Source organism: Kushneria sinocarnis (genome assembly GCF_003633775.1).
GTDB classification, from domain to species: Bacteria; Pseudomonadota; Gammaproteobacteria; order Pseudomonadales; family Halomonadaceae; genus Kushneria; species Kushneria sinocarnis.
The window spans coordinates 112,374-125,773 of sequence record NZ_RBIN01000001.1 but is presented as its reverse complement, the minus strand read 5'-3'; the positions used below and the strand labels follow the sequence as shown (position 1 = coordinate 125,773).

Annotated in this window: 11 protein-coding genes; 6 read left to right on the top strand and 5 right to left on the bottom strand. The window is 66.8% G+C overall.

All coding sequences use genetic code 11. From position 1 onward, the window contains the following. Positions 1-2 precede the first annotated feature (2 nt). The 3 genes from recF to dnaA all read right to left on the bottom strand — a co-directional run bounded on the left by recF (position 3) and on the right by dnaA (position 3,892). Complete coding sequence (gene recF / locus C7446_RS00570) at positions 3-1,106, bottom strand: DNA replication/repair protein RecF (RefSeq protein ID WP_121170263.1); 1,104 nt, start codon at positions 1,104-1,106, stop codon at positions 3-5. A 99-nt stretch (positions 1,107-1,205) separates the two neighbouring features. Continuing rightward, positions 1,206-2,309, bottom strand: coding sequence for a DNA polymerase III subunit beta (dnaN, locus tag C7446_RS00565; RefSeq protein WP_121170261.1), 1,104 nt, complete (start codon positions 2,307-2,309; stop codon positions 1,206-1,208). Between the two features lie 83 nt (positions 2,310-2,392). Next, complete coding sequence (gene dnaA, locus C7446_RS00560) at positions 2,393-3,892, bottom strand: chromosomal replication initiator protein DnaA (protein WP_121170259.1); 1,500 nt, start codon at positions 3,890-3,892, stop codon at positions 2,393-2,395. 390 nt (positions 3,893-4,282) lie between these two features. On the opposite strand from dnaA, the gene rpmH reads away from it, so the two are divergent. The 4 genes from rpmH (at position 4,283) to C7446_RS00540 (ending at position 7,808) form a co-directional block, all read left to right on the top strand. Continuing rightward, positions 4,283-4,417: a 50S ribosomal protein L34 gene (rpmH, locus tag C7446_RS00555; RefSeq protein ID WP_070980262.1), complete on the top strand. Its 135-nt coding sequence runs from the start codon at positions 4,283-4,285 to the stop codon at positions 4,415-4,417. Positions 4,418-4,430: 13 nt separating this feature from the next. Next, positions 4,431-4,847, top strand: a complete 417-nt coding sequence (gene rnpA / locus C7446_RS00550; protein ID WP_121170257.1) for a ribonuclease P protein component — start codon at positions 4,431-4,433, stop codon at positions 4,845-4,847. A 193-nt stretch (positions 4,848-5,040) separates the two neighbouring features. Then, positions 5,041-6,738, top strand: coding sequence for a membrane protein insertase YidC (gene yidC, locus C7446_RS00545; RefSeq protein ID WP_121170255.1), 1,698 nt, complete (start codon positions 5,041-5,043; stop codon positions 6,736-6,738). Positions 6,739-6,845: 107 nt separating this feature from the next. Continuing rightward, positions 6,846-7,808 carry an NUDIX hydrolase gene (locus tag C7446_RS00540; protein WP_121170253.1) on the top strand — a complete coding sequence of 321 codons (963 nt, stop codon included), beginning with the start codon at positions 6,846-6,848 and terminating at the stop codon, positions 7,806-7,808. Between the two features lie 9 nt (positions 7,809-7,817). On the opposite strand, the gene C7446_RS00535 is transcribed toward C7446_RS00540, so the two are convergent. Both C7446_RS00535 and C7446_RS00530 read right to left on the bottom strand, forming a co-directional pair. Then, positions 7,818-8,456: a hypothetical protein gene (locus C7446_RS00535; protein ID WP_121170251.1), complete on the bottom strand. Its 639-nt coding sequence runs from the start codon at positions 8,454-8,456 to the stop codon at positions 7,818-7,820. 9 nt (positions 8,457-8,465) lie between these two features. Further along, positions 8,466-9,389, bottom strand: coding sequence for an aldo/keto reductase (locus tag C7446_RS00530; protein ID WP_121170249.1), 924 nt, complete (start codon positions 9,387-9,389; stop codon positions 8,466-8,468). 179 nt (positions 9,390-9,568) lie between these two features. Between C7446_RS00530 and nadA the strand changes: the two genes are divergently transcribed. Together nadA and pgm are read left to right on the top strand one after the other, a co-directional pair. Continuing rightward, positions 9,569-11,437 (top strand): quinolinate synthase NadA, encoded by a 1,869-nt coding sequence (nadA, locus tag C7446_RS00525; protein WP_121170247.1) that lies wholly within the window; start codon positions 9,569-9,571, stop codon positions 11,435-11,437. Positions 11,438-11,563: 126 nt separating this feature from the next. After that, a complete protein-coding gene (gene pgm, locus C7446_RS00520; RefSeq protein WP_121170245.1) occupies positions 11,564-13,228 on the top strand; it encodes a phosphoglucomutase (alpha-D-glucose-1,6-bisphosphate-dependent) in 1,665 nt (554 codons plus the stop codon). Positions 13,229-13,400 lie beyond the last annotated feature (172 nt).

The following is a 13,400-nucleotide window of genomic DNA, read 5'->3' as shown; positions in this document are numbered from 1 at the left end:
CGTCAGGTTGGCCGGGCGCCTTCGGCGTGCTCCAGCCGTCCCTGTTTCACATGAAACCTTTCGATTGGCGTATCGGCGTGCCAGTAGCCCTCGAGGGCATCCGGATCGATGCTGGTCAGAAAGGTCTGACAGTTCATTTGTTCGAGCAGTCGACAGAACCCCCGGCGGTGCCGGTCATCCAGCTCGGCGGCGAGATCGTCGATCAGATAGATGCAGCGCTGCTCGTCCTGCTGCTCCAGCAGCCGCCCCTGGGCCAGCTTCATGGCGCTGACCACCAGTTTCTGCTGCCCCCGCGAAAGCACCTCGACCCCGGGATGACGACCGACCCGCAGACGCAGATCGGCCCGCTGCGGGCCCTGCTGGGTGAACTTCATCTGGCGATCGGTGGCCACGCTCTCCTCGAGCAGCGTGGCCAGCGAGCGCTCGCGATCCCAGCCGCGCTGATAGCGCAGCGTCAGCTCCGGAATCTCGATCAGCTCCGCCAGCGTGGCCTCGAAGACGGGGACAAACCGCGCCATGTAGTCGCTGCGCATGGCATCGAGCGTGTCGCTCCAGCGCGCCAGTTCGTGACTCCAGAGCGCCAGTGTCCGATCGTCGATTCTATCATGTCTGAGCAGGGCATTCCGATGTTTCAGCGCCCGTCTGGCGCGGCGCCAGACATCGAAGAAATCGTGTTTCATGTGAAACACGCCCCAGTCGAGAAACTCGCGCCGGGCGCCCGGCGAGCCCTCGATCAGGCGGAAGGCATCGGGGTTGATCAGCTGCAGCGGCAGGTGCCGGGCCAGTTCGGCGATCCGTTCGACCCGCTCGCCCGCCAGCCGCATGGTCAGCCCATCGGCATCGCGGCGGCGCTCCACGCCCAGCGGCACCGGCGGGTTGCCCGCCAGCCGGCCGAAGGTGGTCAGCCCCGGCTGGTCGTGCGCGATGGCATGCCTGAGCTGGCGGGTGCGGAACGAGCGACCCAGACCGAGGATATGGATGCCTTCCAGCAGACTGGTCTTGCCACTGCCGTTGGCCCCGTTGATCAGGTTGATGCCGGCGCCGGGCGCCATGTCGAGGCGTCCGAGGTTGCGCAGATTGACCAGCTGAAGACGTTCGAGCGACATGCAACTCCGCAGGGCAGGCTCAGGGCCTGCGCCGGTGGCACGGCAGCAGGCGGTGGGCAGCCGCCCCCGGCCGGGGGCCGGGAGACGGCAGCAATCGGCTCACAGCCGCATCGGCATGACCACGTAGCGCGCATCACCGCCACCGGGGGCTTCCAGCAGGGCACTGCTCGAGGCATCCGACAGGGTGATCTGCACCTGCTCGGTGGTCAGTACGTTGAGCACATCGACCAGATAGCCGACGTTGAAGCCGATCTCCAGCCCCGCACCCTCGTAGTCGACGCCGACGTTCTCCTCGGCCTCCTCCTGCTCGGGGTTGTTGGCCAGCACGCGCAGGTTGCCGGCCTCGAGGTTGAGGCGCACGCCGCGGTACTTCTCGTTGGAGAGGATGGCGGTCCGCGACAGCACCTGCCGCAGCTCGCTGCGCTCGGCAATTACCAGCTTGTCGCCGCCACGGGGGATCACCCGGTCGTAATCCGGGAACTTGCCGTCCACCAGCTTGGAGGTGAAGGTAAAGGCGCCGGTGCGGGCCCGCAGGTGATTGGTGCCCAGCGTGAGGGTCATCGGCTCCTCGCTGTCATCGAGCAGCCGCGACAGCTCGACCACCCCCTTGCGGGGCAGGATCAGCCGCTGCGGCTCGCTCATTTCAAGCTCGACCTCGCGCTCGCAGACCGCCAGCCGGTGGCCGTCGGTCGCGACCGTGCGCACCAGCCCGTCGCGCAGCTCGATCAGCATGCCGTTGAGGTAGTAGCGCACATCCTGCTGCGCCATCGCAAAGGAGGTCGAATCGATCAGATGCTTGAGCGTGCCGCGGTTGAGCGTCAGCTCGCTGCGCTGTTCGCTCTCCTCGATGTTGGGGAACTCGGCGGCCGGCAGGGTCGACAGCGTGAAGCGCGAACGCCCCGAGCGCAGCAGCGCCCGCCCCTCCTCGACCGACAGGGTGATCTCGGACTGCTCCGGCAGCGACTTGCAGATATCCATCAGCTTGCGCGCCGGCACCGTGGCCGAGCCCTCTTCCTCGACGCTGGACGGCTCGACGCGCCCGATCAGCTCGACCTCGAGGTCGGTACCGGTCAGCGACAGCTCGTTGCCGCTGACCTCGAGCAGCACATTGGAGAGCACCGGCAGGGTCTGACGGCGCTCGACCACGCCCGCCGCCAGGGACAGCGGGCGCAGCAGGGCTTCACGCGTGATGGCAAGTTTCATGGGCTCCACTCTTTCGGGCACGTCTTCGGTTCATTGTCGTGACTACGGTGGCGCCGCACAATCCCGGCGCCGGCCCGATCGGCTCAGCTGGTCAGCAGCCGCATCAGATTCTTGTAGTCCTCGCGAATATCGGCGTTCTCTTCCTGCAGCTCGCCCACCTTACGGCAGGCGTGCAGTACCGTGGTATGATCGCGGCCGCCGAAGGCATCGCCGATCTCCGGCAGGCTGTGATTGGTCAGCTCCTTGGCCAGCGACATGGCGATCTGGCGCGGCCGGGCGACCGAGCGCGAGCGGCGCTTGGAGTGCAGATCGGCCACCTTGATCTTGTAGTACTCGGCCACGGTGCGCTGGATGTTGTCCACGCCGACCTGCTTGTCCTGCAGCGCCAGCAGATCCTTGAGCGATTCGCGGATGAAGTCCTGGTTGATCGGCTGGCCCATGAAGTGCGAGTCGGCGATCACCTTCTTGAGCGCCCCTTCCAGCTCACGCACGTTGGAGCGGATCTTCTGGGCAATGAAGAAGGCGGCATCATGTGGCAGCTCGACCTTCGACTGCTCGGCCTTCTTCATCAGGATCGCCACCCGCGTCTCCAGCTCCGGCGGTTCGATGGCGACCGTCAGCCCCCAGCCGAAGCGCGACTTCAGGCGCTCCTCGACGCCGCTGATCTCCTTGGGGTAGCGATCGGAGGTCAGGATCATCTGCTGCCCGCCTTCCAGCAGCGCATTGAAGGTATGAAAGAACTCCTCCTGGGAGCGCTCCTTGCCGGCAAAGAACTGGATGTCATCGATCAGCAGCGCATCGACACTGCGATAGAAGCGCTTGAAATCGTTGATGGCATTGAGCTGCAGCGCCTTGACCATGTCGGCGACGAAGCGCTCGGAGTGCAGATAGACCACCCGCGCGTTGTCGCGCAGGCCGGCCAGCTGATTGCCGACGGCGTGCATCAGGTGGGTCTTGCCCAGCCCCACGCCGCCGTAGAGAAACAGCGGGTTGTAGGCGCCCCCGGGGTTCTCCGCCACCTGGCGGGAAGCCGCCCGGGCCAGCTGGTTGGACTTGCCCTCGACAAAGGTATCGAAGGTGAAGTTGGGATTGAGTCCGCTCTGGTGCTTGAGGCTGCCCTCGACCTGCACCTGGCGTTCGCCGCTGCCACCGCTGCCGCTGTTGCCGGCACTGCTGCTGCGCCGGGGCGTGGCGGCGGAGTCCAGCTCACGCTCGTCGCGGTAGTCGCCGCGCGGCGCGGTCGGGGCAGCCGGCGGCGCCGGGGCCGGCGCCTCTGCCGGAGCGCTGCGCTCCTTCGAGGCGGGCGCCATGCGCGGATTGGAGACGGTCCGGCGACTGCCGATGCCCAGTGATACCCGGGGCGGCTTGCCGCCGCTGGAGAGTTCGCGCATCAGCTCGTTGATGCGCTTGAGATACTTGTCACTGACCCAGTCGCGCACGAAACGGTTGGGGGCCAGCAGCGACAGCTCGTTGGCCTCCTCACCGTCCTCGGCCTGGAGCGGACGAATCCAGGTATTGAACTGCTGCGAACTGAGTTCGTCCTGCAGATACTCGAGACATTGTTGCCAGAGTGCGATCGACACGTGGCCTCACCGTGGTGATCCGGGAAATGGCCGCTCGACAACGACGCGAGCGAGGGCAGGCATTGTAGCGCTGCCCCGCCGGGTTATCCACACCTGATCCAAGCCCCGAACGAGCTGTGGACAACCCTGGGCGCCCCCTGTCAGCGGCTCTGCAAGCGGGCTCTCGGAGATCTGTCACCGGGTTGCCCGCAGCTTGTCCAGAGATTTATCCACAGCACTTCGCGACATGGATTGCCCCATGGCGTCGTCAGCGGGGGTCAGGCAAGAGAAAAATTGCACCACCGGCGCGAATTCTCTAGAATCGCCGCTCCCGGCCCCCCGTGCGCCCATGGTCAGGGCAAGCACTGCGGCCAGTCGATTTCCTCATGCTTCAATTCGGAAGATGTCACCATGAAACGCACATTTCAGCCCAGCGTTATCAAGCGCAAGCGCAATCACGGTTTCCGTGCCCGCATGGCCACCAAGGCCGGTCGTCAGATCCTGGCCCGTCGTCGTGCCAAGGGCCGCAAGCGCCTGAGCGCCTGATCGCGGTAGCCCCATGAATCCCAAGGGGTTTCCCCGCCGGATGCGGTTGCTGAGCAGCGGGGATTACCGGCAGGTTTTCGAACGGACAGCCTTTCGGATTCACGGACGCGGGTTTCTGGCACTGGCCATCCCCAATCAGCAGGGCCATGTACGCGTGGGCCTGGTGATCAGCAGGAAGAATGCACGTCGTGCCGTTGATCGCAACCGACTCAAGCGATTGATCCGCGAATCCATCCGCCATCGTCAGCACTGGCTGCCGGCGGTGGATATCGTCGTGCTGGCGCGACGCGATGCCTCATCGCTCGATAACGATACCATCACGCGCCAGCTGCACGGCATGTGGCGGCGGCTGAGCAGGGAAGTCGGCAAACAGACCGACTCGTCGCCGCCCGGCGATCAGCATCGCCGTGACCGAGTGAAACCCGAGTGAATCCGGGCCCGGTTCGAGGAGATCACGCCATTACCATCCAAGCGTCACATCCCTTCGGCAGCCGGGCCGACGCCCTGCCCCACGCCTTTACCGGGTACCCCTGCCGGCCGCATCACGCCACGGTTGCGCCGTCTTCCGGTTCCGTCCGGACACCGTCACCGAGCCGATACATCTTCCCATCGGGCAATCCCTCATGGATCTGAAACGACTCTTCTTCATCATCCCGCTGGCTGTGCTTGCCTACCTGATGGTGATCCAGTGGAACCAGGACTACCACGGTCAGCAGCAGCCCACTGACACGCCGGCCTTCTCCGAGCAGAGCAGCGATGCCGCGCCTTCCGAGCAGGGCCTCGATGCCCCCGACAGCAGCGCCGAGCGCGCCAGCCAGCCCGATGACCAGGCCATGGCCGACAGCGGTTCCGGCGCCGGTCAGCAGGACAACAGCTCGCTGATCAGTGTCGCCACCGATGTGCTCCAGGTGCGGATCGATCCGCGCGGCGGCGACATCGTCTATGCCGCATTGCCGCAGCACAAGCAGCAGCTGCACGGCGACCGGCCCTTCGTGCTGCTCTCCGATGACCAGCGGCGCAGCTACATCGCCCGCTCCGGGCTGCAGCTGGGTGACCATGCCGGTCGCATCCGCTTCAATGCCGAGCGCCAGAGCTACACCCTCGGCGACGATCAGCAGAATCTCACCGTCGATCTGCACGGCAGCATCAACGGTGTCGATGTCATCAAGCGCTTCACCTTCGACCGGAACAGCTATGCCGTGAAGGTCAGCTACCTGCTCGACAACGGCAGCCAGAGCCCGGTGTCGGCCCGCTTCATCGGTCAGCTGGCGCGTGACGGCAGTCCCGATCCCACCAGCGGGGCCGGCGTGGGCATGCACTCCTACCTGGGTGCGGCGTTCTCCACGCCCGAGGACCACTACCGGAAGGTGGACTTCGACGACATCAGAAACGGCAACTTCGCCAACCAGGATGCCCGCGGCGGCTGGGTAGCGATGATCCAGCACTACTTCACCACCGCCTGGGTACCGGGAGGCGATCAGCAGAACCTCTACTACACCGATACCGACAGCCGGGATCGCAACGTGGCGGCCTTTGCCGGGCCCACTCGTGACATCGCGCCCGGTAACAGCGGTGAGCTCAGCGCCACCCTGTACATGGGGCCCAAGGTGCAGGAGCGGCTCGAGGCAGTGGCGCCCAACCTCAACCTCACCGTCGACTTCGGCTGGCTGTGGTTCCTCGCCTCGCCGCTGTTCTGGCTGCTCAAGCACATCCACGCCCTGATCGGTAACTGGGGCTGGTCGATCATCCTGCTGACCTGCCTGGTCAAGGCTGCCCTCTTCCCGCTCTCGGCCAAGGCCTACAAGTCGATGGCGCGGATGCGCAAGCTCGGCCCCGAGATGAAGCGCATCAAGGAGCAGCACGGCGACGATCGCCAGAAGATGTCGCAGGAGATGATGAAGTTCTACCAGCAGGAGAAGATCAACCCGCTGGGCGGCTGTCTGCCGATGGTGATCCAGATGCCGGTCTTCATCGCCCTCTACTGGATGCTGATGGAGTCGGTGGAGCTGCGCCATGCGCCCTTCATCCTGTGGATCCATGATCTCTCCGCGCAGGACCCGTACTTCATCCTGCCGATCATCATGGGGCTGTCGATGTTTGCCCAGCAGCTGCTCAACCCGACACCGCCGGACCCCACCCAGGCGAAGATCATGAAGATGCTGCCGATCATCTTCACCTTCTTCTTCCTGTGGTTCCCGGCCGGGCTGGTGCTGTACTGGATCACCAACAACTGCCTGTCGATCGCGCAGCAGTACTTCGTGACCCGGCGCATCGAACGCACCATGGACGCCAGGGGCAGCGAGAAGGGCAGCGGGAGCTGAGCCCCGAGGCCATGGCGTGTTTCCGACCCCCGCTCCGGCGGGGGTCTTTCATTGGGGAGTCATGGCACAATGACGCCTTTGAGACCGCAGGTTCGACCGAAGACACCATGACGGACAGCACTGCTATCGCCATCGGCCTCTCCGCCGTGGTCATTGCCGCCGACAGCGACACGCCCCGCGTGCTGGTCACCCGGGATCGCTGCGCCGCCGACCGCCACGGCCTGCCGGCCGGCCCCTTCGACCCGCTGGCGCACCGCACCTTCGAGCTCGGGCTGCGCGAGTGGGTCAACGGCCAGACCGGCTTTGCGCCGGACTACGTCGAGCAGCTCTACACCTTCGGCGACCGCGGGCGTACCCATGCCCCCGAGGGGCAATCCGATGAGCGCGTGCGCCATGTCTCGGTCGGCTATCTCGGCCTGACCTCGCAGCAGCACGATCCCGGGGCCTTCGAGGCGGTCTGGCGCAGCTGGTACGACTTCTTCCCGTGGGAGGATCACCGCCACGGGCGGCCGGCGCTGATCGATGCCGACATCGCACCGGCCCTGCGCCGCTGGGCGGCGGAAGATCGCAGTGGCGGACGCTGGCAGCGCGCGCGGCTCGCCTTCGGCTTCGAGGCGGCCCGCTGGATCGATGGCGCGGCGCTGGAACGCTTCGAGCTGCTCTACGAGGCCGGGCTGGTACGCGAAGCGCAGCGTGATCACGGCGCCGCACCGCTGCCTGCCAACCCGCTGCCCGGCCTGGCCATGGCCTCGGATCACCGGCGCATCATGGCCACCGCCATCGATCGGCTGCGCGGCAAGCTGCGCTATCGCCCGGTGATCTTCGAGCTGCTGCCGGAACGCTTTACGCTGTCACGGCTGCAGGAGGTGATCGAAGCAATCATCGGCCTGCGCCTGCACAAGCAGAACTTCCGCCGTGCGCTGGACAGGACCGAACTGGTGGAAGCCACCGGCGAGCTCGAACACGCCACCGGCGGTCGCCCCGCCGAACGCTACCGTTTCAGGCGGGAGCAGTGGCGCCGGCCGATGGCCCCCGGCGTCCAGACACCGCTGTTGCAGAGCGAGCCCTGAGCGCGGTACTCACTCTCGCCGCCGCGGCCAGCAGCCGATGGCCAGGCCGAGCACCAGCCCTGCCGCCGGCACCCCCAGGGGGCGCCACAGGCCCAGCGCCCAGTGGGTCAGCAGGCTGAACAGGCACCAGAGCAGCGGTACGATCAGTAGCCCCCACCGCCAGCCACGCGGCAGCAGCGCCAGCATCAGGATCGTGGTGAGCACCGTCATGTCCGGGGTCGCACCCGGCAGCGCCAGCGCCGCCCACTCGCCCGCCGCCAGCGCCGTGGTCAGCGACATTACCGACAGCACTGCCAGCGCTACCGTCAGCGGCAGCCCGCCGGCCCTGGCGGGTGGTGTGCGCAGTACCGTCATTACCAGCAGCAGCGCCTGCCCCGCGAAAGCCCAGGCCAGCCAGCCGACCGGCCAGTTGATGGGCGCATAGAAGCGCGCCATGAACAACGCCGCGCTCAGCCCCCAGCCTGCCGCCATCACCATGAAGGCCAGCCGGCGCGCCGCCGTGGCAGGGTGCACCAGCAGCCCGCCCATCACGGCCAGCCCGGCGATTACCACGGCAAGCCAGGGCCCCAGCGTCTCGTTGACGCGGATGAAAAGCCGCAGATAGACCTCCGGGGTGAACATCAGCAGGTCGCGCAGTGCGTAGTCCATGCCTTTCTCCTACAGGCTCGCGACGTAATCCGCCATGCGCCGGCGCTGCGCCTCGTCCGGCAGCCGGCCGTGGAGGGCGCCCATGTTCTCCTGCATGTGTTCAACCCGGGTCGTGGCAGGGATGGCACAGGTCAACGCCGGGTGGGAGACGATGAACTTGAGGAAGAACTCGGCCCAGCTGGACACTCCTGCGTCTTCGGCCCATCCGGGCAGCGGATGGGGCTGACAGCGCTCGAACAGGCGCCCGCCCTGGAAGGGGCGATTGGCAATTACCGCGATGCCGCGCTCGCGGGCCAGCGGCAGCAGCCTCGCTTCGGCGTCACGATCGAGCAGGTTGTAGGTGAGCTGGACGAAGTCCAGCGGTTCGCGCGCCATGATGCGCTCGAGCTCGTCGTGGCGCCGGCCGTGCGAGGTGGTCACGCCAACATGGCGCAGCTCGCCCGCCGCCTTCATCGCCTTCAGTGTTTCCAGATGGCCCTCCCAGCCCAGCAGGTTGTGGACCTGCATCAGGTCGAAGCGCCCCACCCCCCAGAGATCCGCGGAGCGCTGCACGGACTCGCGGGTTTCATCCTCGTCGCGGGTCCATACCTTGCTGGCGGCAAAGAGCGCCTCACGCCGCCCCAGACGTGCCAGCAGCCGTCCCATCACGGCTTCGGAGGAGCCATACATCGGTGAGGAGTCCACCACTCGGCCACCGCGTTCGAAAAAGACCTCGAGAACGCGGGCCCGCTGATCGAGCAGGCCGGGATCGGTGCCCACGTTAAAGGTTCGCCAGGTCCCCATGCCGATCACCGGCAGTACTTCACCGCTGGATGGAATCGATCGGGTGATCGGCGAATCACCGGCGCTTGCGAGGGCCGGCGGCAGCCGGCTCGCCAGCCCGGCCGCGGCCAGACCGGCCAGAAAGCGCCGCCGGGTCATGGATGACAGCATTGAAAGCCTCCCGAAAGTGACGGGTTATGCCCTCTTTATAGGCCATGGCATTGATCCGACGCTGAATGCCCATCGCACCGGCCCGCCACGCACGACTTTTGCTCACCTTGCGCATAAGGGACGGAAAGCCTAGCCTGAATCTAATGCTCATTGTGAGCCTATCATCAGGAGCCCCCCTCATGACCCTGCCCCCTCCGTCCGATACCACCATCGAGGCCCTGCTGCCGGCGTATGACCGGCCGACCGCCCGCGCCACCGACCCCCTCTACGCCCGGGTCGAGGAGCATGTCAGTGCCGGCGACTGGCCGGCCATCGCCCGCCGCGTGGCCGCCATCGAACGACTCAAGCACGAGCACCATGCAGTGGTGCTGGCCCACAACTACATGCCGCCGGAGATCCATGCGCTGGTCGGCGACATCCGGGGCGATTCGCTGGCGCTGGCCCGGGAGGCGAAGCGCGTCGCCGCCGATACCATCGTTCAGGCCGGGGTGCACTTCATGGCGGAGACGACGAAGATCCTCTGCCCCGAGCGCCGGGTACTGATCCCGGATACCCGCGCCGGCTGCTCGCTGGCCGCCTCCATCAGCGGTGCGCAGGTGCGCGCGCTGAAACGGCGCTACCCGGCCGTGCCGATCGTCACCTACGTCAACACCAGCGCCGAGGTGAAGGCCGAAAGCGATATCTGCTGCACCTCCTCCAACGCCCTGGCGGTGGTGGAAGCGATTGCCGCCGAGTGGGGCAGCGAGCGCGTGATCATGCTTCCCGACGAGCATCTGGCACGCAACGTGGCGGCCCGCACCCACGTCTCGATCCTGGTCTGGCAGGGCCACTGCGAGGTACATGAACGCTTCACGCCCGCCCAGGTCGGCGCCATCCGCCGGGCCCATCCCGGTGTGCAAGTACTCGCTCACCCGGAATGTCCCAGCGGTGTGCTGGCCGCTGCCGATTTCGCCGGCTCCACCACCGCGCTGGAGCACTGGGTCGACGAGCACCGGCCCGAGCGGGTGCTGCTGCTGACCGAGTGCTCGATGAGCGACAACCTGATCTCGCGCCATCCGCAGATCGACTTCGTGCGCGGCTGCACGCTCTGCCCGCACATGCAGCGCATCACCCTGGACGGCATCCTGCTCGCCCTCGCCCGGGGCGAACCTGAAGTGCAGCTCGACGACACCATCGCCACACGCGCCCGCCAGGCCATCGAGGCGATGCTGGCGCTGCCCGCCGCCCTGCTCGATCCGCTGGTCGCGCTCGCCCTGCGCGAGGATCTCGGGCGCGGGGGCGACATTACCTCGGAGGCACTGATTCCGGCCGGGCATCACGGCCGGCTGGCGCTGGTACCGCGGCGCGCGGGCGTGATCGCCGGGCTGGACGTGTTGCAGCGGGTGCTGATGCAGGTCGATCCGACCGTTGAAGTGAGTCTTCACTGTCACGATGGTGACCGGGTTGCTGCCGGCGCCACGCTTGCCACGCTGGCCGGCCCGACCCGCTCGCTGCTGGCCGCCGAGCGCATCGCACTCAACTTCATGACCCGGCTCTCCGGGATTGCCACCCTCACTCGCCGGCTGGTCGACCGCCTCGAGGGCACCGGCGTGCGTATCGCCTGTACCCGCAAGACCACCCCGGGGCTGCGCGCGCTGGAGAAGCACGCCGTGCGCCTGGGCGGCGGCACCAACCATCGCCTGGGGCTCGACGACGCCTTTCTGATCAAGGACAACCACCTGGCCGCCGCCGGCGGCGTACGTCCGGCGCTGGCCCGGGCCCGCGCCATGCTGGGGCACCTGCGCATGATCGAGCTCGAGGTCGATACCCTGGCGCAGCTGGAGCAGGCGCTTGCCGACCCGCCCCACGCCATCCTGCTGGACAACATGTCACTGACCGAGATGCGCCGGGCGGTCGCGATGATCGACGGGCGCTGTCTGATCAACGCCTCCGGCGGGATCGATCCCGAGCGCATCCGCGAGGTCGCCGCCACCGGCGTCGACGTGATCTCGATCGGCGCCCTGACCCACTCCGCGCCGCAGCTCGATATCGCGCTCGATCAGTGCTGACCCGGCGCGTCACGCCCGGTCACGCCACCCGGATCATCGGCACACGGGCACATCGGCATCGGGCCACGACCTGCTAGAATTGGGGCAGGTCTGTTCGAAGTCATGTCTTCATCAAAGGAACGCAAGATGAGCATCGATCCCAACGCAGGGCACCTGCCCGACGAGCACAGTCTCGCCAATCTGCCGCGTCTGGTGTCGCGCTACTACAGCGAGCGGCCGGATGCGACCGATCCCGCGCAGCAGGTTGCCTTCGGCACTTCGGGGCATCGCGGTTCGTCACTGAAGACGAGCTTCAACGAGTGGCACATCCTGGCCACCACCCAGGCGATCTGCGACTACCGCCACGAGCAGGGGGTCGACGGGCCGCTGTTCATCGGCATGGATACCCACGCCCTCTCCGAGCCGGCCTTCGTTTCGGCGCTCGAGGTGCTGGCCGCCAACGGGGTCGAGACCCGCATCGATGCCGGCGTTGATGAGACCGGGTTCGAGCCCGGCTATACGCCGACCCCGGCGCTCTCCAATGCCATTCTCGAGCACAACCTGGGGCGCACCAGCGGGCTGGCCGACGGCATCGTGATCACGCCGTCGCACAACCCGCCCACCGATGGCGGCTTCAAGTACAACCCCACCAACGGCGGTCCGGCCGACACCGGGGTCACCCAGTGGATCCAGCAGCGTGCCAATGCCCTGCTGGGCGACGAGCTGCGCGGCATCCGCCGGATCAGCTACGCCGAGGCGCTCGAGGCGCCGACGACCCGGCGCTTCGACTTCATCGACAGCTACATCGGCGGCCTCGACCAGGTCATCGACATGGCCGCCATCCGCGACTCCGGCATGACCTTTGCGGTCGACCCGCTCGGTGGCGCCGGGGTGCACTACTGGCCGCGCATCGCCGAACGCTACAACCTGCCGCTGGAGGTGCTCTCCACCACCGTCGATGCCACCTTCCGCTTCATGCCGCTCGACTGGGATGGCAGGATCCGCATGGACTGCTCCTCGCCGCACGCCATGGCGGGGCTGATCGCCCACAAGGACCGCTTCAACGTGGTGTTTGCCTGCGATACCGACCACGATCGCCACGGCATCATTGCCCGCTCCAGCGGCCTGATGAATCCCAATCACTACCTGGCGGTGGCGATCAACTACCTGTTCGCCCACCGCCCGCAGTGGAGTGAACGGACCGGCATTGGCAAGACGCTGGTCTCCTCGTCGATGATCGATCGCGTCGCCGAGGGACTGGGCCGGCCGCTGGTCGAGGTCCCGGTGGGTTTCAAGTGGTTCGTCGACGGCCTGATCGACGGCAGTCTCGGTTTCGGGGGCGAGGAGTCCGCCGGCGCCTCCTTCCTGAAAATGGACGGCAGTGCTTGGTCGACCGACAAGGATGGCATCATCGCCGGCCTGCTGGCCGCCGAGATGACCGCCGTGACCGGCCGTGATCCGGGCGAGCACTACCGGGCGCTGACCGAGCAGTATGGCGCGCCGGTCTATGCGCGCGTGGATGCCCCGGCCGAGCGCGAGCAGAAGGCACGACTCAAGGCGCTGTCACCGGAACAGGTCACCGCCGACTCGCTCGCCGGCCATCCGATCACCCGCAAGCTGACCGAGGCCCCGGGCAACGGCGCCGCCATCGGCGGGCTCAAGGTGGAGACCGCCGCCGGCTGGTTCGCCGCCCGCCCCTCCGGCACCGAGGATGTCTACAAGATCTACGCCGAAAGCTTCGAGGGCGAGGATCATCTCCAGCGCCTGCAGCAGGAAGCCAAGGCGCTGGTGGATGGCGTACTGAACGGCTGAACCGGTCACCTGACCGCTGAAAGATGACAAGGCCGGCATTTGCCGGCCTTCTGTTGTTTGATAACAAGTCTGATCAGTTCCAATCTGCCCAGACCTGCCTGAAAAACTGGCGAGCGCAGGCACTGGTCAGAAGATCCGGACCCGACTGTGATCTCCCGGTGATACCGTCTTG

What these genes read in the sequence shown, in the direction of transcription:
- recF (WP_121170263.1), bottom strand. Translation starts at nt 1,106, where the DNA reads ATGTCGCTCGAACGTCTTCAGCTGGTCAATCTGCGCAACCTCGGACGC.
- dnaN (WP_121170261.1), bottom strand. Translation starts at nt 2,309, where the DNA reads ATGAAACTTGCCATCACGCGTGAAGCCCTGCTGCGCCCGCTGTCCCTG.
- rpmH (WP_070980262.1), top strand. Translation starts at nt 4,283, where the DNA reads ATGAAACGCACATTTCAGCCCAGCGTTATCAAGCGCAAGCGCAATCAC.
- rnpA (WP_121170257.1), top strand. Translation starts at nt 4,431, where the DNA reads ATGAATCCCAAGGGGTTTCCCCGCCGGATGCGGTTGCTGAGCAGCGGG.
- yidC (WP_121170255.1), top strand. Translation starts at nt 5,041, where the DNA reads ATGGATCTGAAACGACTCTTCTTCATCATCCCGCTGGCTGTGCTTGCC.
- C7446_RS00540 (WP_121170253.1), top strand. Translation starts at nt 6,846, where the DNA reads ATGACGGACAGCACTGCTATCGCCATCGGCCTCTCCGCCGTGGTCATT.
- C7446_RS00535 (WP_121170251.1), bottom strand. Translation starts at nt 8,456, where the DNA reads ATGGACTACGCACTGCGCGACCTGCTGATGTTCACCCCGGAGGTCTAT.
- C7446_RS00530 (WP_121170249.1), bottom strand. Translation starts at nt 9,389, where the DNA reads ATGCTGTCATCCATGACCCGGCGGCGCTTTCTGGCCGGTCTGGCCGCG.
- nadA (WP_121170247.1), top strand. Translation starts at nt 9,569, where the DNA reads ATGACCCTGCCCCCTCCGTCCGATACCACCATCGAGGCCCTGCTGCCG.
- pgm (WP_121170245.1), top strand. Translation starts at nt 11,564, where the DNA reads ATGAGCATCGATCCCAACGCAGGGCACCTGCCCGACGAGCACAGTCTC.